Source organism: Rhizobium sp. WYCCWR10014, assembly GCF_001657485.1.
In the GTDB taxonomy this organism is placed as follows: Bacteria; Pseudomonadota; Alphaproteobacteria; order Rhizobiales; family Rhizobiaceae; genus Rhizobium.
Map to the genome: position 1 here is coordinate 757,749 of NZ_LXFU01000037.1, position 18,557 is coordinate 776,305.

The window sequence follows — 18,557 nt, forward strand, 5'->3', positions numbered from 1 at the left end:
TTAGGCGTGGACGGCGCCTGCGCTGTTCATAACAGGGTTCTCGATGATCCGGCCGGTATCGGCGGCATAGAGGTGGATCTGGTCGTAATCGATCGCGATGCCGATCGGATCGCCCGACTTCACCTTCACGGCCTCAGTCAGCGCCACGGCAAAGGGCAGCCCGTCGAAATCGGCGTGGACGATGCGGCTTGCGCCGAGCTCTTCGATGAAATCGGCCGTTGCGACAAGGGCGCCCGGCGCATCCGGGGCCACCAGCCGGGCGGCCTCGGCGCGCATGCCGAGCACGACGCGTTTGCCTTTCAGCGGTGCGGCGCGCTCACGCGGCAGCGCGACCTTGCGGCTTTGATCGTAGACGAAGACGCCCTCGTCATTGATCGTGCCCTCGAGCAGGTTCATCGCCGGCGTGCCGACGAAGCCTGCGACGAAGCGCGAGACCGGATGATGATAGACCTCTTCCGGCGTGCCGACCTGTTCCACCCTTCCGCCGTTCATCACCACCAGCCGGTCGGCCAGCGTCATCGCCTCGGTCTGGTCATGCGTGACGAAGATCGAAGTGGCGCCGAGGCGGCGGTGCAGGCGGCGGATTTCGGCGCGCATGGCGATACGCAGCTTGGCGTCGAGGTTCGACAACGGCTCGTCGAAGAGAAATACCTTCGGTTCGCGGATCATCGCCCGGCCCATGGCGACGCGCTGGCGCTGACCGCCGGAAAGAGCGGCGGGCCGGCGTTCGAGGAAAGGTTCGAGGCTGAGTGCCTTGGCGACCTCGCCGATACGCCGCTGACGTTCCGCCTTCGAGACGCCGGCCACCTTCAATGCGTAGCCGATATTCTCGGCAACGCTCATATGCGGATAAAGCGCGTAGTTCTGGAACACCATGGCACAGCCGCGCTCGCGCGGCTCCAGCTGGTTGACGACGCGGCCGTCAATGGCGATTTCACCACCGGTGATTTCTTCGAGGCCGGCGATCATGCGCAGCAGCGTGGACTTGCCGCAGCCGGACGGGCCGAGGATGACGATGAACTCGCCCGACTGGATGTCGAGATCGACGCCGTGAACGACGGGGGTCTTGCCGTAGTTTTTCTTCACGCCACGAATGGAGATCGGTGCCAAGGGAGTACTCCTTCACTTCTCGGTGGAGATAAGGCCGCGTACGAACCAGCGCTGCATCAGGATGACGAGGATCAATGGCGGCGACATGATGATCAGGGTTCCGGCCATGGCGACGTTCCAGTCGGGCAGGCCGAATTCGGACGGGATGAGGGTCTTGAGCTGCGTCACGGCGATGCCGAAATTCGGATCGGTGGTGATCAGCAGCGGCCAGAGATACTGGTTCCAGGCCCAGACGAACATGATGGTGAAAAGCGCGATCATATTTGGCCGCGAGAGCGGCAGCAGAATGTCCCAGAAGAACCGGACCGGGCCTGATCCGTCCATCTTCGAGGCCTCGGCAAGCTCGTCGGGAACCGTCAGGTAGAACTGCCGGTAGAGGAAGGTGCCGGTAGCGGTTGCGACCAGCGGCAGAACGAGACCGGGGTAGGAATTCAGCAGGCCCCATTCGAGCTTGATCTGGATGCCGGTGATCTGCGCAACGAGCCAGCTTATGCCGGTGACGTCGAGGATCGTCTGGAAAGGCTGCAGCGCGTTGGCCGCAATCGAATAGGTCGGCACGATGCGGACTTCCAGCGGCAGCATCAGGGTGATGAAGATGATCCAGAAAATCACATACCGGCCGCGGAAGCGGAAGTAGACGATCGAGAAGGCTGCCATGGAAGACAGCATGACCTTGCCGGCGCCGACGGTTGCGGCGAACATGATGCTGTGGAACAGCTTGTTGCCGAGATCGGCGCGAACCCAGGCGGTCTCAGCGTTTTCCCAGAAGTGCGAGCCCGGCATCAGCGGCAGCGGCACGCGATTGACCGTCTCCAGATCGAGCGTCGAGGCGATGATGACGATGGCGAAAGGCAGAAGCGCGATCACCATGCCGAGCGCGAGAAGCGTATAGCAGATGAAGTTGAATATCGGCGTGCGTTCGATCATGTCCGCGACCTCACTTGTAGTGCACGCGCCGCTCGATGAAGCGGAACTGGAAGATGGTGAGAAGGACAACGAGCACCATCAGGATGATGGACTGCGCTGCGGCGCCCGAATAGTCGAGACCTCTGAAGCCGTCGAAATAGATCTTGTAGACCATGAGCTCGGTGGCACGCGCCGGGCCGCCCTGCGTCATGACATCGACGATACCGAAGGAATCCTGGAAGCTCTCGGTGATGTTGATGACGAGCAGGAAGAACAGCGTCGGCGTCAGCAGCGGCAGCTGGATATCCCAGATACGGCGCATCGGCCCCGAACCGTCCATTGCGGCGGCCTCGATCAGCGAGCGCGGAATGCCTTGCAGCGCCGAGAGGAAGAAGATGAAGTTGTAGCCGATATATTTCCAGGAGAAGGCGACGATGACCGCGATCATCGCATCCTTGCCGTCGAGTGCCGGGTTCCAGAGGCCGGGCCAGACGTGGTTGATAACAGACAGAAGGCCGGCCTCCGGCGCCAGGATGAAGCGGAAGGCGAGGCCGAGAGCGGGAGCGGCAATTGCGTAAGGCCAGATGAAGACTGACCGGTAGACTTTGTGGCCGCGCAATTCGCGATCCGTCAAAAGCGCCAGGATCAGCGCCAGCCCCATGGCGATGGCCGTAGAGCTGAAGCCGAAGACCATGCTGCGGGTGATCGAGTCCCAATAGATCGGATCGGTGAGCAGCTGTCTGAAATTGTCGAAACCGACCCAGGCATTACCGCCGCCCCATGGCTGCTCGAGCGTGAACGCCCAATAGAGCGCCTGTGCGCTCGGCCAATAGAAGAAGACGAAGATCAGCAACAGCATCGGAAATGCGAAGAGCAGTCCGATCGTCGTTGAGGAGAAAGTGACGCGCTTTTCCATGAGTGGTCGTTTTCGCCCTGGTTTGGTTTCAAGCATGTTGCGCAAAACTGTACAGCGGTTTTGCGGTGACGACATGCGTCAAAATAAAGATCTAAAGCGCGAGGAGCGAATCTAAGATTGCAACGCGCTTCAGGCGCGGGCGGCTAGTTCGCAGCCGCGACAAACGAGAGACTTACAAAGACGCACCCGGCGCGCAAAACGCGGGCCGGGTGCGGTTCCTATCAGCCGATCAGGGGAGCTGAACGTTCTTGTAGGTCTGCTGGAAGCGGCGCAGCAGCGTATTGCCGCGTTCGGCAGCGCTGTCGAGCGAAGCCTGGACATCGGCATTGTTGACGAAGATTGCCTGCAGACCATTGGCGATTTCGGTGCGGACCTGCAGCAGGCCACCGAGGCGGATGCCCTGCGGAGCCGCATCGCCAGCCGGAGAAGCGGTCAGGCTCTGAATGGCGAGTTCGCGGCCGGCATAAGGCGCCTTGCCGTAGAAGCCCTGCTTATTCAGATATTCGAAACCGGAGTTGCGAACCGGGATGTAGCCGGTAACGGTCGACCAGGTAAGAGCTTCTTCCGGCTTTGCGATGAAGTTGAAGAAGGCGGCGGCAGCCTTGTATTCGGCGTCGGAGTGACCCTGAAGAACCCAGAGCGAAGCGCCGCCGACATAAGAGCTGTGTCGGGTTGCGTCGCCGTAGGTCGGGAGCATGGCAACGTCCCAGTTCATGCCTTGCTTGGCGGTGCGGCCAACGTTGCCGTGGTCGCCGACCGAGGTCAGGATGACCTGGCAATCGCCAGCGGCAAAGGCTTCGACGAAGGTCTGGCCGACAGCCTTGTTCTTGATGACGACCAGCTTGTCGTCATACCAGGACTTGAGGTCCTTGATGTAGCTGACGAGAAGCGGGTTCTTGTTGAACACCAGCTCGGCGTCGAGACCTTCAAAGCCGTTCTTCTTCGTGGCGATCGCTTCGCCGTTTACGGCTTCGAACTGCTCTATGTACTGCCAGACTTCGTTGTTGGAGATGTCAAAGCCGAGCGGGCAAGCATAGCCTGCATCCTTCAGAGCCTTGAGGTCCTCGCCTGCTTCCTTCCAGGTCGCCGGAGCATGATCCTTGCCGATCTTGGCGAAGGCGTCCTTGTTCCAGTAGAGAAGAGCGGTCGAGGAGTTGAAGGGGAAGGAGTACATCTCGCCCTTCGATGTCGCGTAATAGCCGGAGATACCGGAGAAGTAGTCCTTCCAGTCGACGGTATAGCCCATGTCGGTCATCAGCTTGTTGGCCGGGTAGTAGGCGCCGGAGAGCATGATGTCGAGGGTGCCGGCGTCGGAGACCTGGGCGATGGTCGGCTGCTTGCCGGCGCGGAAGGCAGCAATGGTGTTCTGCAGGGACGCGTCGTAGCTGCCCTGGCTGGTGCAGACGACTTCGTAGTCGGCCTGCGACTGGTTGAAGCGATCGCACTGCTCCTGGACACGCTTTGCGATGTCACCGGAATTGCCGAACCAGAAGTCAATCTTGGTCTTATCGGCGGCGGCAGCGGGACCAGCAAGAAACGCTGTAGCGAGAAGGGCGCCAACGGCGCCGAGAAGCTTGGCTTGCATGAGAACCTCGAACGTAAAAGGACGCGCACTTTCAGCGCACGCCCTATTAGCTGGTTCAAATTGCCGCCGCCAATGAATATTACATGACATGAAATGTTCCAATTCTAGTTGTCACAAAACAGTCATACAATCATTATTCGTAACATTTTGAGAAATATTTAGAGTAACTTAGCAGGATTCTCAAATGTATTTGAAATACTATATATTTACATTAAAATAAACACAATTTTAGAAGGCGTTTAGTGTCTAATTATATTGGAAAAAGGCGTCTTTGTTCGTGCGTCCAGCCGGATTGAAACTTGCAAAAACAGCCGCATTTTGCCGTTGCACTGCTGTGCAACGCTCGGTTTCAGCCTCAAAATCAAAGGGAATCCTTCAAAATTGCAGCAAAACGCGGGTCGAATGCCCGGCTGATCGGTCCCGCGGCAGCCCCGAGCGCCACAGACCAGGGATCGGCCATGCCGGACTGCAGGCGCGGCAGCGTCCGGCCACGACGTTCAGCAATCGACGGCAGCAACGGACCGATTGCCGCAATCAACCTGTTCACCAGCGCTTCCGGCGCGCTGCCGCAGAGGATCACCGTCTGCGGATCGAACAGCGTCTCGATGAGATGGATGCTCCAGCGCAGGTCCACTGCCGCTACTTCGACCCAGGCGTCGATGCTTTGATCGCCCCTCAAGGCAAGGTCGTTGATCCGTGCATAAAGGCCGGGCTCGGCGGGGTCGACCGACAGATGCTGATAGAGCGAGGCGAGCGAGGCGCGATGTTCGAGCGGCGTCGATTTGCCGTCGGCAAACAACAGCGCCATGCCGATCTCGCCGGCATTGCCGTTGGTGCCGCGGTAGAGCTCGCCGTTCAGAATGAGGCCGGCGCCGATGCCATAGCCGACGAAGAGGCAGACGGCGTGGTCGAGGCCATGGGCAGCTCCCACCATGCGCTCGGCGGTCGCCGCCGCTGCCGCATCGTTCTGCAGGCCGACATCGAGCCCGGTGCCGGCGGTCAGCGTTTCCAACAACGGAAATTTTTGCCACGCCTCCATCATCCACGGATCGTCGCCGCTGCCGGCGACCCCGAAGGGCCCGGGCATCGCAGCGCCGAGGCCGACCAGCCGCGTTTCCGATTGCTCAACGATCCCGGCAAGCTTTGAGCGTATGCCGGCGACGAGATCGAGGATGACCTTCGTCCCGTTCGACGGACCTCCGGGCGGGAGGCCGGCCTCATCACGCACGAGAACGCTGCCGACGAGATCGACGGCTACCGCCCGCGTCACATGCCGGTCGATCTGCAGGCCGATCGCAAAGGCGCCTTCGGGCACTAGGCCGTAGGGCGTCGAGGGCTGGCCCCTGCCCCTCCTCACCGCCTCTTGCGAACTGACGAGACCGTCGCGCTCGAGTTCCTCGATGATATTGGACACCGTCTGCTTGGTCAGCCGCGTCGCCCGTGCCAGATCGGCTCGTGAAAGCGCACCGTTGATCCTCAAGGCATCGATCATCACGCGCCGGTTATGCGCGCTGGTGCCTTCGTGATTGGTGCCGCTCTTGGCCCGGATCGGGCGGCTGTCATTCATGTGCAATTCCCTCTTGACTCCAATAGAATGTTGAAGAAGTAATAAGTCAAGACACTTGACTTAATGAGGAACCGGAGAGTTCCAGGGAACGCAGGAGGGCGGCAACGGCTCCGACGACGCTCCGAGACGACGAACCGGCACGCTTTCCGCGCGTGCCCTCTCGAACACCGATGGCGGAGGACCGCCCTCGGCAATGCGTAAATGTCAAAAACTGGAGGCTGCAATGCTGAAATCCTTTAACAAGACGCTTCTGGGTGCGGCCTTGATCGGCGCATCCCTTGCACCGCATGCTTTCGCCGAAACGACGCTGAACGCGCTTTTCATGGCGCAGGCCGCCTATAGCGAGGCCGATGTGCGCGCCATGACCGACGCCTTCGCAAAGGCGAACCCCGATATCAAGGTCAATCTCGAATTCGTTCCCTATGAAGGCCTGCACGACAAAACGGTGCTGGCGCAGGGTTCCGGCGGTGGTTATGACGTCGTCCTCTTCGACGTCATCTGGCCGGCCGAATACGCCACCAACAAGGTGCTGGTCGACGTCTCCTCTCGCGTCACCGACGAGATGAAGAAAGGCGTGCTGCCGGGCGCCTGGACCACTGTGCAATATGATAGCAAATATTACGGCATGCCGTGGATCCTCGACACCAAATACCTGTTCTACAACAAGGAAATCCTCGAAAAAGCCGGCATCAAGACCCCACCCAAGACCTGGGACGAACTGACCGAACAGGCAAAGACGATCAAGGACAAGGGCCTGCTCGCCACGCCGATCGCCTGGAGCTGGTCGCAAGCCGAAGCCGCGATCTGCGACTACACCACGCTCGTCAGCGCTTATGGCGGCGATTTCCTGAAGGACGGCAAGCCGGCCTTCCAGACCGGCGGCGGCCTCGATGCGCTGAAATACATGGTCTCCAGCTACTCCTCGGGCCTGACCAATCCGAATTCCAAGGAATTCCTGGAAGAGGACGTCCGCAAGGTCTTCGAAAACGGCGATGCCGCCTTCGCGCTGAACTGGACCTACATGTACAACATGGCCAACAATCCGAAGGACAGCAAGGTCGCAGGCAAGGTTGGTGTCGTGCCGGCGCCGGGTGTTGCCGGCAAGAGCGAGGCTTCGGCCGTCAACGGCTCGATGGGCCTCGGCATCACCTCGGCCAGCAAGCATCCAGATGAGGCCTGGAAATACATCACCTTCATGACCTCGCAGGCGACGCAGAATGCCTATGCCAAGCTCAGCCTGCCGATCTGGGCCTCCTCCTATGAGGATCCTGATGTCACCAAGGGCCAGGAAGAGCTGATCTCCGCTGCCAAGATCGGCCTTGCTGCGATGTATCCGCGTCCGACGACGCCGAAGTATCAGGAGCTCTCGACCGCGCTGCAGCAGGCGATCCAGGAATCGCTGCTCGGCCAGTCCTCTCCCGAGGACGCGCTGAAGTCGGCCGCCGACAATAGCGGCCTCTGATCAAGCATGAAGACCCGGGCGGCGCCTGCCGTCGCCCGGTCTCCAAAATCTATAATGAAGAAGGGTCGCCTTGATGTCGGGCACTTGGCTGACAACCCGCGCGTGGCTTTTGATGCTGCCGCTTCTCGTGGTCATGATTTCAGTCATTGGCTGGCCTCTGATCGATACCGTCGGCCTCTCCTTCACCGATGCCAAGCTCGTCGGCACCGAAGGAAACTTCGTCGGCATCGACAATTACGCGAAGATGATCTCCGGCTCGAATTTCCAGCGCACGCTCATCACCACCGCATGGTTCGCGATCATCTCGGTCGCCGCCGAAATGGTGATCGGCGTTCTGGCAGCCCTGCTGCTGAACCAGCAGTTTCGCGGCCGCACCGCGCTTCGCGCTCTGATGATCCTGCCCTGGGCTCTGCCGACCGTTGTCAACGCCACGCTCTGGCGGCTGATCTACAATCCGGAGTATGGTGCGCTGAACGCCGCGCTGACCCAACTCGGCCTGCTGGACGCCTACCGCTCCTGGCTCGGAGAACCAGGCACGGCGCTGGCGGCCCTGATCGTCGCCGATTGCTGGAAGAATTTCCCGCTGGTGGCGCTGATCGCGCTGGCCGCACTCCAGGCCGTGCCGCGCGACATCACCGCCGCCTCACTGGTCGACGGCGCCGGCGCTTTCGCCCGCTTCCGCTTCGTCATCCTGCCCTATCTCGCCGGCCCGCTGATGGTGGCGCTGGTGCTGCGCACGATCGAGGCCTTCAAGGTGTTCGACATCATCTGGGTGATGACCCGCGGCGGCCCGGCCAACAGCACGCGCACACTCTCGATCCTGGTCTATCAGGAAGCCTTCTCCTTCCAGCGGGCAGGCTCGGGCGCCTCGCTGGCATTGATCGTCACGCTGCTGGTGACGCTGCTTGCCGCCGGCTATGCCGCTCTGGTGCGCAAGACGGCGGGGAGTGCGGCCTGATGGAACGCCAAAGCCCGCTCTTTTCCGTCTTCATTCACCTCTGCGCATTGCTGCTTGCCGCCGTCATCCTGGCGCCGATCCTCTGGCTGTTCATCATGAGCATCTCGCCGGCCGCCGACCTTGCGGCAAAGCCGCTGCGCTGGTGGCCGCAGACGGCGGATTTCTCGCGCTACGGCGTACTGCTCTCGACGCTCGAAAACAGCGCCGGCGCCGCCTTCACCTCGTCGCTGCGCAACAGCATCGAAGTGGCGGGCATGGCGACGATCGCCGCCATCGCGCTCGCCATTCCGGCCGGCTGGGCTGTGTCGCGCACGCCGTCCGTCGGCTGGTCGCTGTCGATGGTGATCGCCACCTACATGCTGCCGCCGGTGGCGCTCGCCGTGCCGCTCTATATGGGGCTTTCCCATCTCGGCATGCTGAACAACGTCTTCGGCCTCGCCCTCGTCTACCTCACCATCCTTGCGCCCTTCACCACCTGGCTGATGAAGTCGGGTTTCGATTCCATCCCGCGCGAAATCGAATCTGCCGCGATGATCGACGGCGCCGGCCTGTTCCAGACGCTCAGAATCATCACGCTGCCGCTGGCCGCCCCCGTGGTGGCGACGTCAAGCCTCTTTGCCTTCCTGCTTGCCTGGGACGAATTCTTCTATGCGCTGCTCTTCACGTCGGACCAGCGCGCCAAGACGCTGACCGTCGCCATTGCCGATCTCGCCGGCGGCCGCGTTTCCGATTACGGACTGATCGCGACGGCAGGCGTGCTCGCCGCCCTGCCTCCGGTGCTGATCGGTCTCGTCATGCAACGCGCCCTGATTTCGGGGCTCACCAGCGGCGGCGTCAAGGGATGAACATGACAATAGAAAGACCCCGGCCGGCCGGACTTGCCGCAATCGATCGCGAAATGGCGCTCCAGCATGCCGACGCGATCGCCTCCTATGAAGCGGCCAAGCTGATGGCCGTCAGGGCCGCTGCCTCGCTAAAAAAGACCGGCAGGCTGCTGCTCATCGGCATGGGCGGCTCGCATGCCGTCAACCGCGCCGTCGAGCCGCTCTACCGTGCCCTCGGCATCGATGCAGTCGCCTTGCCACTATCCGAACAGCTCGGCCAGCCGCTGCCGATCGCCGGCAAGACAATCTTCGTCACCTCGCAATCCGGCGAAAGCGCCGAAGTCGTGCGCTGGTTCAACGAGACCGGCGGCACGGAGGAGACCTTCGGCCTCACACTCGAGGGCAGCTCCTTCCTCGCAAGAACAGCCCCCTCGCTGGTGGGCAGCGGCGGCACCGAGCTAGCCTTCGCCGCGACCCGCAGCCTGACGGTGACTTTCGCCTTGCATCTGGCGATCCTTTCCGCCCTCGGCGAAGATCCTGACACCGCACTTGCCGCCCTCAAGGCGCCGGAAGATCATGACATCGCCGCCGCTCTCTCTGCGCTCGAAAACGTCGCGACCGTCGTCACCTCAGGCCGCCGGCTGCAGGGTATCGCCGAGGCGCTCGCGCTTGGATTGACCGAGCTGTCGCGCCGTCCCTGCTTCTCGCTCGAAGGCGGCCAGCTGCGCCACGGTCCGATGGAGATGTTGGGGCCGGAGATCGGCGTCGTGCTGTTCCGCGGCCTGGACGAAACCGCCGACCTGGTGACGGCAATGGCGATGTCCGCCGTCGAGACTGGCGCTCCGGTCATCCTCTTCGACGCATCCGGGCAAGCGCCGGTCGCTGGCGCGGTGACGATCCACTTTGCGCCTGCAACCGGTCTTGCCGCGATCTTCGCCATGCTGCCGGTCGCCCAGCGGCTGATGATCGCCTTTGCCGATGCCCGTGTGGAGAATGCGGGAACGCCGGTTCGATCCACCAAAATCACCCGGAGCGAATGAATGCGGCCGCTTGCAGTCATCGGCAACGTCAATGTCGACCTGATCCTTGGCCCGGCCGCCCCCTGGCCGAAGGCCGGGACGGAAATCATCGTCGACCATGACGAGTTGCGCGTCGGCGGAGCCGCCGGCAACAGCGCGCTCGCCTGGCAAGCGCTCGGCGTCGAATTCGAGATCGCTGCCAATATTGGCAGTGATCAGTTCGGCCGCTGGCTGAGCAAAGCCTTCGGCCACCGTTCCGACAATTGGCCCGTACGTCCTGAGAAAACGACGCTCTCCGTCGGCATCACCCATCCGGACGGCGAGCGCACCTTCTTCACGACGAGGGGGCACCTGCCGCGTTTCAGCCTGGCAGATGTCTTCGCCGTCATCGAAGGCGCAAGACTGCAGGGCGGCTACGCGCTTCTTTGCGGCTCGTTCCTGACCGACGATCTGACAGAAGAATACGGCAAGTTCTTCGATTGGGCCGACAGCAATCGCATCACCGTCGCGCTCGATACCGGTTGGCCGCTCGACGGCTGGACAGGCGAGAATTGCGCAGCGACACGCGCCTGGCTCTCCCGCAGCGGTGTCGCGCTGCTGAACGAGGTCGAATCGACGACGCTTGCCGGCATCGCCGATCCGATCGAGGCCGCGCGTCACATCAAATCGCATATGCCGACGGGTGCGATCGTCGTCGTCAAACGCGGCCCGGACGGCGCTCTCGCGATCGGGCCGGACGGCAGCTTGGTTTCGGTGGCAGCGCCCGTTGTCGAAGTCGTCGATACGATCGGCGCCGGCGATGTCTTCAACGCCGCCTTCCTCGCCGCGCTCGCAAGCGATGAACCGCTGATGTCTTGCCTGGAGGCGGGAACCGCAGTCGCCTCGCGCGCCATCTCGACCCTTCCCCGCAACTATGGCGGCCCGACATCTCTTCAGGAGCCCTTGCGATGAGCGCGCTCGAAATTCAAAACATCCGCAAGACCTATGGCGACGTCGAGACGCTGAAAAGCATCGACATCTCGTTGGAAAGCGGCGAGTTCCTGGTGCTGCTCGGCTCCTCCGGCTGCGGCAAGTCCACGCTGCTGAACATCATTGCCGGCCTTGCCGAGGCGACGAGCGGCGACGTCAGGATCGGCGGCCGCTCGGTGCTCGGCGTGCATCCGAAGGACCGCGACATCGCCATGGTCTTTCAATCTTACGCGCTTTATCCCAATCTGACGGTGCACCGGAACATCGGCTTCGGCCTGGAAATGCGCAAGGTGGCAGCACCCGAGCGCGACAGAGCCGTGCGTGATGCCGCCAAGCTCCTGCAGATCGAAAATCTCCTCGACCGCAAGCCGAGCCAGCTTTCCGGCGGTCAGCGCCAGCGGGTCGCGATCGGCCGCGCGCTGGTGCGCAAGCCTCAGGTATTCCTCTTCGACGAGCCGCTCTCCAACCTTGACGCCAAGCTGCGCATGGAGATGCGCACCGAGATCAAGCGGTTGCATCAGATGCTGAAGACCACGGTCGTCTACGTTACCCATGACCAGATCGAGGCGATGACCCTTGCAAGCCGCATCGCCGTCATGCGCGACGGCCGCATCGAGCAGCTGGGCACGCCGGAGGAGATCTACAACCATCCGGCAACGCTCTATGTCGCGACCTTCGTCGGCGCGCCGCCGATGAACCTGCTGAAGGCGACGGCGGGCGACGGTGGCCTGGCGCTTTCAGGCTCCGATACGATCCTGCCCCTGCCCGCTCGTTTCCGCGAGACGGCCGGCAATGGCCGCGACCTTGTCCTCGGCATCCGTCCCGAGGCGCTTCGCACCGACGGCGCAGGCCCGTCGATCGAGGCAACCCTTGAGGTCGCAGAGCTGACCGGCCCGGAACTCGTCGTCACCGCCCTTGCCGGAAATCAGCGCCTGATGGCCTGCCTGCCGCCACGCACACCGATCCGCGACAACGAAAAGCTCACCCTCTTTTTCGACGAGGAGGCTATGCATCTCTTCGACCCGCAAACCGGTCTCAACTGCGGCCGCTAGAGCATGATGCCGAAAAGTGTGATCGGTTTTCGGACGAAATCATGCGTAAAAACAAGGACCTAAAGCGCGAGGGCGAATCTGAAAGATCGCGACGCGCTTTAGCGACGGAACGGCTATCCCCTCAATTGTTCAATTTGCCGCGTCGGTGGGCTTGCGCTGGTAGACGTGAATATAGTCGACAAGCAGTATGGAAGGATTCGGCGTTTCATCGATCGGCCAACCCGAGCCGAGTGCCAGGTTCACCAGCGGATAGAACGGCATGTGGAACTCCTTCGGCGTGTCGAAGCTCCAGATGAACTGACGGTCGAAGTAGAAGCTCGTTTTGTCGGCTTGGATATCGACGCCGTAGGTGTGATATTCGCTGTTCAAAATGCCGTCCTGGACCTTTTGCCAATGGCCGCCGGTCGTATTCTGGCCGCCTTGGCTCTGACGCCAGATATGAAAGCCCATGCTGAATTCGTAGGGCGCGCGCCCATAATATTCCAGGACGTCGATCTCGGCGGTGTATTTCGACCGGTCGAGCCCGATGAGCCAGAAGGCTGGCCAGACGCCCTTGCCCGGCGGCAGCTTCATCCGTGCTTCGAAATAGCCGAACTGCTGCGAGAACCCTTCGCCTTTCGGGTTCACCGACGACAGCAGGCCCGAGCGCCAGGTTCCATCGGCCTCCTTGCGCGCTTCGATCTTCAGAATTCCCTGATCGGTGGTAAACGGAAAGCCGGGGGCCGGATCTGTGAAACGGGCGTCGCCGAAATCGCCGTTCCAGGGCGTATGGGCGATCCAGCGGGAGCTTCTCTCTCCCCAGGCCGAGACGTCGAGACTGTCGAAGCTCTCCTCGAACGTCAGCTGGTACGCATTGATATTGAGTGGTTCCTGAGCCACGCTGGGTTGGCCGGGCAACGCGCCTAGACCAAGAACGATAAGCAAACCGAGAGCCTTAGAAGATATCCCGTAACGCATTCTGCTCCTCCGAAAACGCCAAACCAATCGTTGGGCTGCATTTGTCTCGATCATGAGATGAGAACTCCGTTTCGTCGCGGCATGAGCCTTTGGACGATGATAGTCTCGATGCCGTCGGGCCTTCCGACAATCTGCCACACGAGCAGCGCGAAGACCCAGAAGATTGCCACTGCCGCCCCGCCGCAAAGCGCCAGGCTGACGATCAGGTTGAGGCCGACAGGCATGGCGGCGAGCATCGGCTCCATCCACAGCAGGAAAGCGATCATCGGCACGCTCGCGGCCAGAGGCCTTAAAAACGCGTGCAACTGAGCGGCGAACGTCGCGCCGATCAGCTGCCGCGTGATGATCAGCGATGCGGCATAGGCGACAAGCACCGCCACGATCCGCGCGCCCAGTGCTCCTGCCACCTGAAAATAGACAATGCCCAGGATGGTGACCGGAACCCTGACGGCGAACTCGGCAAACATCCGGAGAGCGAGATAACGGGTTTTGTTGAGCACCATCGCCAGTGGCGGCATCATGTTCGTCGGAAGACCGAGCAGACTGCCGATGCACAGCCATTGCAGAATCGGCGCCGCGGATGCCCATTTCTCGCCGACGATGATCCGCACGGCCGGATCGGCAAGCAAAGCGAGCGCGATGAGGATGGGCGCTGCGACGAAGGTGATCGCATTCGTCGCCTTCAGATAGGCAGCGATCAGATTACGACGGTCATCGACGGTCGAGAATGCCGCCATCAGCGGACGCAACAATGGCCCGACGAAGGTCTGGTATGGAATACCCGCGATATTGTCGGCGACGCTGAAGGCGCCGAAAGTCGACAAGCCCGTAAAGCGCGGCAAAAGCAGCCGGTCCAGTTGCCAGTTGATCGAACTCAGCACCTGCGAGACGGTGTTCCAGCTGATCATGTCCTGAAAGTGCTTCCACTCGGAAAGGCTGAACCTCGGTCGCATCGGCGCAAAGACATAGGAGGTGATCGCCGCGGCGGTCGGGCCAGCAACCGCGCCGATCGCCAGTCCCCAATAGCTGCCGGTCGCGACCGCCACCCCGACACCGAACAGCAGTGTCGACCCTTTGGTGATGAGATCGAGTGCGAATTCGCGTTTGAAATCGAACCGCTGCATGAACAGAACCATGCGCGGGCTGATCACGCTGCGCATGGCAGGCGCAATCGAGAGCACGGCGACAAGGGAGAAAAGCCGGGGATCGTCATAGATCAGAGCCATCGGCCAGGAGATGAACATCATCAGCATGCTGATGGTCACGCCTCGAAGCAGGCTGAGGGTAAGGGCCGTGGCAAACATGTCGTCCGAAGGTGACGGCTGGCGCATCAGGGCCTGCGTCAGCGGCAGGTCCAGGATTGTCTCGACGATGATCAGAACCGAGGTCGCGATGGCGACAAGGCCGAAATCCGCCGGGCTCAAAAGCCTTGCGAGGATCAGGAGACTGACGAAATCGAGCAGTCGCGCCAGGAACTTTCCGCTGATGGTCCAGATACTCGCCGTCGCCGTCCTCTGAGATACGCTTGACATGATCTATCTTCTATTCCTCATCGACGGATTGAGACGGTTTCGGTCCCAGCAGCAAGACAGGCAGCTCCGTTCCTTGCCCTCAGCCTGCCCGTCTTCTGAAGACCTCGGCGGATCGGTCGCCATGGTTGGTCAGTTGCTGCTCAATCAGGCTGGACAGACGGTCGCGGAACACGGCGGAAGAGAATTTCAGCGAGTGCGCGCGGATGGCATGCGGATCGATATCGTCCTCCACCTCTTCGAACGCCGCCATCGTTTCCAACAGAGCTTCCGTAGTCTGCTGCGCGAAGCGAAACCCGACCTGCGGCGAGGAAACGGTTTCCCGGGCGCCGCCGGCGTCGAAAGCCAAGACCGGCCGCCCTGATGCCATGGCTTCCACCGGCAGGATGCCGAAATCCTCCGTGCCCGGAAACAAGAGGGCACGGCATCGCGACAGATGGTCGCGCAGAACGTTGAAGGGCTGATGGCCGAGGAACTGGACGGTCGGTCCGGCGATCGACTTCAGATAGGCCAATTGATCGCCCTCGCCGATGACGACCAGCTTCCTGCCGGCCTCGGTGCAGGCGCGAACGGCGATATCCGGCCGCTTGTAGGTGGTCAGCTGTCCCGCATAGAGATAGAACTCGCCCTTCCCCTTCCCCACCGCAAAATCGTCGGTCGCAACCGGCGGATGGATGACGATGGATTCCCGGTCGTAGAAGCGGCGGATGCGGCTCGCGACATAATCGGAATTGGCAACGAACACATCGACCCGCGAGGAGGTCGTCACGTCCCAAGCGCGTAGCATGGGTGCGGTGATCGACATCATTGCGCGACCCACCCAGGGCAGGCCATGGCGGTAGACATGGAACTGATCCCAGATGTAGCGCATCGGCGAATGGCAGTAGCAGACATGCAGCGCGTCGGCGCGCGTGATGATTCCCTTGGCGGGTCCGGATTCGCTCGACAGCACGAGATCGTAATCCTGCAGATCGAACTGCTCGAGCGCGAAGGGCATCAGCGGCAACATCTTGGTATAATGCCGCTTTGCACCGGGGATCTTCTGCAGGAAGGATGTGCGGATGTTCCGCGTCTTCAGAAAATCGCTGATGCGATCCCGGTTGCAAACGAGGGTGAAGATGTCAGCCTGCGGAAACATGCGGCACAGCTCTTCGACGACCTTCTCGCCGCCGCGCATCGAAACGAGCCAATAATGCACGATGGCGACACGAAGCTGCTTGGTATCGCTCGCGCTTCCGGCATCAGTGACACGTCTTTTCGCCATGACAGGCGCATCGCCGAGAAATGCCCTAGCGTCGGGAAGAGAGGTTGTTGCCTTAAGGGTCAACTCAATACTCCTTGTATCGCCACACCGTCTGTCAGCTCAGGAACCGCATTCGTCGAAATCAGGCTGTGGTATTCGGAAAGAAGCGCGTCGCGCCATTCCTCGTGTGTCGACGCAAGATCCGGCGACTTCAGGAAAGCCCGCTCGCTCATGGCGCGGACCTCGTGCCCCGGCATTTGGCTAAATCGCGTCAAAGTATCGGCAAAGGCGCTTTCGTCAGTCGTATCGCAGGCGATCGCCATGCCGGCTCTTTGCATTTCTTCGGCAAGAAAGGCGCTGCGCGACATGATGACCGGCAGACCGCTCCTGGCCGCTTCGATAGCGACGAGGCCGAATGGCTCGGGATAGCGAGACGGCATCAACAGTGCACGCGCCTTGCGGATGGTCGGGCCGATCTCCTCATGCGACTGCCAGCCGACGGCCCTGACGTGATCTCCCGAAGCCGCAACCAGCGGCATCAGCGGCCCGTCCCCGATCACGCAGAGCCTGACGCCGGCTTTGCGCGTGGCGGCCACGGCGTCCTCTATGCCCTTCTCCTCATCCAGCCGCCCGATGAAGACGAACTCCTCGTTGGCCTCCGCCTCGATGCGTTTGATGGAGAGCGGAGCGACGGGATTGCGGATCGTCGTCAGTCGTTCCGGTCGATATCCGGCGCCGACGAGTAAGCTTGCCATCTTCTCGTGCAGCAGGATGATGCGGCCGAAATCGGCCTGATCCTTCAGCCGCCGGAGGATATTGGAGCCGCGGGCAACCCGCCACAATTTGTGCGAATAACTTCTCTTGTCGCAGGCCGTCGCAATGCAGCTTCCGCCCAGCGGGCGTCGAAGGCAGACTTCCTGCGCCTGATAGTCGAAGAAGGCGCCGTTGGGGCAGGCCGTGAAGAAATCATGCGCGTGCACCACACATCGTCTGGCGACCGGCAGCAACGCCCTGAAAATCGCCGGTGACAGGATCTGGTGCCAGCCATGCACATGGTAGACGGTGTTGGCGGTGTCGTTTGCGGCAATCCAGTTCCCGACCATACGGACGGCGGCGCCATTGTGAATGCCGGTCACGAAAGCCTTCGCACGCTCGGCACTGAGCAGATCGCGGCTGTTCAGCCCGACCATTAAGACCCCGAGTGCGACGAGCTCCGCATTGGCGGCGTCATCTCCGCAAATATAGGTCACGGGGATGTCGAGGCCCCGAAAAAGCTTGGCGGACAGCACCGCCAGCGCCGTCGCACCGCCTCTGGCGACCGAATAGTCGTCGATGATGACCACGCGATCGATCTTTGTCGTGCCGGGGCCGGGAAACCGGCCGACGCTTGCGGCGGATCGGAGGGCCTCGGGAAGCGACGGTCGCATCACTTCACCGAAACTGCGCCGTTGGCACAGGCCTCCAGCGCCTTGCGGTTGAGGATACGGATCTTGCCCTGGCCCCCGTCGATGATCTTGCCTTCCCGCAGGCGCCGCAGGCATTGATTGACCTTCTCGCGGGACGCCGGCAGCGTCGCGGCCAGATCATTTTGCGAGATGATCAGTTCGTCGCCGCTATTTGCCGCATCTTTTCCATAAACCGTGGAGAGCCGCAGCAGTGTGCTGGCCAGCCTCGATTGCAGGCTCGACGCCGCATTGGCAATGATCCGGAGTTCAAGCTCTGAAATACGCGCCAGCGCCCTGGAGAAGACCTTTTCGCGAAAGCAGGGATCGCTGGCGTACATATCGCGCAGCAGCCGGCCTTCGAAGAAATGCAGTTCGCAGGCGGAACCGGCGCGGTATTCGAGGTTCAATGTCTGCCTGCGCAGAACCTCGAGCTCGCCGATGAGGCCGGATTTCGGAATGATCTCGACGATGAATTCCCTGCCGTCGGGCAGCATCGTGCTGGCGCTGACCACCCCCGAATGGACGCGCGCGAACGTATCGACGAGGACGCCAGCCCCGGCGATGATCTCGCCGCGCCGGAAACGCCGGACGCTCGACCGGCAGGAAAGGAATTCGTCGTCGATGACGATGCGGCTATTCAGATGAATGCCGCCGTTAGCCGATATCGCCGCCTTGCCGATGCCGGCCCTGCGATCTGATGCGTGTGTCGCCCCATCCATGCGCATAACTCCACTCGATAACCATAGGCAATGCTGCATTGCATCATTTATATTGTCTTAATATGAGAGTCAAATAACATCACGGAGATATGCCGTAAAGATAAAGTATATATTTAGCTTCAAAACAAAATATACACCATAAATGGACCACAAAATCTCAACGAAGCCAAAAAAGCGCCAATCGATAGAAGATAACCGCCCATTAAAATGCCTTACTGAATTAAAAACAGCAATAATCGAAATGATGATATCAAAACTGATAAATAAGTGTCATCGGATAATCACCACGAATTAGA

General features: G+C 61.2%; 16 protein-coding genes. 6 read left to right on the plus strand and 10 right to left on the minus strand.

Annotated features, from left to right (window positions below):
• The 5 genes from A6U98_RS20420 to A6U98_RS20440 all read right to left on the minus strand — a co-directional run bounded on the left by A6U98_RS20420 (position 1) and on the right by A6U98_RS20440 (position 6,084).
• Positions 1–1,110 (minus strand): sn-glycerol-3-phosphate import ATP-binding protein UgpC, encoded by a 1,110-nt coding sequence (locus A6U98_RS20420; protein WP_064652204.1) that lies wholly within the window; start codon positions 1,108–1,110, stop codon positions 1–3.
• 12 nt (positions 1,111–1,122) lie between these two features.
• Positions 1,123–2,037: an ABC transporter permease subunit gene (locus A6U98_RS20425; protein ID WP_064652205.1), complete on the minus strand. Its 915-nt coding sequence runs from the start codon at positions 2,035–2,037 to the stop codon at positions 1,123–1,125.
• Positions 2,038–2,047: 10 nt separating this feature from the next.
• Positions 2,048–2,932, minus strand: coding sequence for a sugar ABC transporter permease (locus tag A6U98_RS20430; RefSeq protein WP_064652206.1), 885 nt, complete (start codon positions 2,930–2,932; stop codon positions 2,048–2,050).
• A 229-nt stretch (positions 2,933–3,161) separates the two neighbouring features.
• Positions 3,162–4,517 (minus strand): extracellular solute-binding protein, encoded by a 1,356-nt coding sequence (locus A6U98_RS20435; protein WP_003542468.1) that lies wholly within the window; start codon positions 4,515–4,517, stop codon positions 3,162–3,164.
• 361 nt (positions 4,518–4,878) lie between these two features.
• Complete coding sequence (locus A6U98_RS20440; protein WP_064652207.1) at positions 4,879–6,084, minus strand: ROK family transcriptional regulator; 1,206 nt, start codon at positions 6,082–6,084, stop codon at positions 4,879–4,881.
• Positions 6,085–6,307: 223 nt separating this feature from the next.
• Between A6U98_RS20440 and A6U98_RS20445 the strand changes: the two genes are divergently transcribed.
• The 6 genes from A6U98_RS20445 (at position 6,308) to ugpC (ending at position 12,368) form a co-directional block, all read left to right on the plus strand.
• Positions 6,308–7,546, plus strand: a complete 1,239-nt coding sequence (locus A6U98_RS20445; RefSeq protein ID WP_064652208.1) for an extracellular solute-binding protein — start codon at positions 6,308–6,310, stop codon at positions 7,544–7,546.
• Between the two features lie 73 nt (positions 7,547–7,619).
• Positions 7,620–8,504 carry a sugar ABC transporter permease gene (locus A6U98_RS20450; protein WP_064652209.1) on the plus strand — a complete coding sequence of 295 codons (885 nt, stop codon included), beginning with the start codon at positions 7,620–7,622 and terminating at the stop codon, positions 8,502–8,504.
• Positions 8,504–9,349, plus strand: coding sequence for a carbohydrate ABC transporter permease (locus A6U98_RS20455; RefSeq protein ID WP_064652210.1), 846 nt, complete (start codon positions 8,504–8,506; stop codon positions 9,347–9,349). The genes A6U98_RS20450 and A6U98_RS20455 overlap by 1 nt, the downstream gene beginning before the upstream one ends.
• Positions 9,346–10,368 (plus strand): SIS domain-containing protein, encoded by a 1,023-nt coding sequence (locus tag A6U98_RS20460; protein ID WP_064652211.1) that lies wholly within the window; start codon positions 9,346–9,348, stop codon positions 10,366–10,368. The genes A6U98_RS20455 and A6U98_RS20460 overlap by 4 nt, the downstream gene beginning before the upstream one ends.
• Positions 10,369–11,298, plus strand: a complete 930-nt coding sequence (locus tag A6U98_RS20465) for a PfkB family carbohydrate kinase (protein WP_064652212.1) — start codon at positions 10,369–10,371, stop codon at positions 11,296–11,298. It begins immediately after the preceding gene.
• On the plus strand, positions 11,295–12,368 hold the full coding sequence (gene ugpC, locus A6U98_RS20470) for a sn-glycerol-3-phosphate ABC transporter ATP-binding protein UgpC (RefSeq protein WP_064652213.1): 1,074 nt from the start codon (positions 11,295–11,297) through the stop codon (positions 12,366–12,368). Before A6U98_RS20465 ends, ugpC begins: the two co-directional genes overlap by 4 nt.
• Before the next feature lie 129 nt (positions 12,369–12,497).
• On the opposite strand, the gene A6U98_RS20475 is transcribed toward ugpC, so the two are convergent.
• The 5 genes from A6U98_RS20475 to A6U98_RS20495 form a co-directional block, all read right to left on the minus strand.
• Positions 12,498–13,325, minus strand: a complete 828-nt coding sequence (locus tag A6U98_RS20475; protein ID WP_064652214.1) for a glycoside hydrolase family 16 protein — start codon at positions 13,323–13,325, stop codon at positions 12,498–12,500.
• Positions 13,326–13,375: 50 nt separating this feature from the next.
• Positions 13,376–14,857, minus strand: coding sequence for a lipopolysaccharide biosynthesis protein (locus A6U98_RS20480; protein ID WP_064652215.1), 1,482 nt, complete (start codon positions 14,855–14,857; stop codon positions 13,376–13,378).
• Positions 14,858–14,936: 79 nt separating this feature from the next.
• Positions 14,937–16,181 (minus strand): glycosyltransferase family 4 protein, encoded by a 1,245-nt coding sequence (locus A6U98_RS20485; protein ID WP_064652216.1) that lies wholly within the window; start codon positions 16,179–16,181, stop codon positions 14,937–14,939.
• On the minus strand, positions 16,178–17,527 hold the full coding sequence (locus A6U98_RS20490) for a glycosyltransferase family 4 protein (RefSeq protein ID WP_197496408.1): 1,350 nt from the start codon (positions 17,525–17,527) through the stop codon (positions 16,178–16,180). The genes A6U98_RS20485 and A6U98_RS20490 overlap by 4 nt, the downstream gene beginning before the upstream one ends.
• Complete coding sequence (locus tag A6U98_RS20495) at positions 17,524–18,261, minus strand: Crp/Fnr family transcriptional regulator (RefSeq protein WP_064652218.1); 738 nt, start codon at positions 18,259–18,261, stop codon at positions 17,524–17,526. The genes A6U98_RS20490 and A6U98_RS20495 overlap by 4 nt, the downstream gene beginning before the upstream one ends.
• Positions 18,262–18,557: the final 296 nt, after the last annotated feature.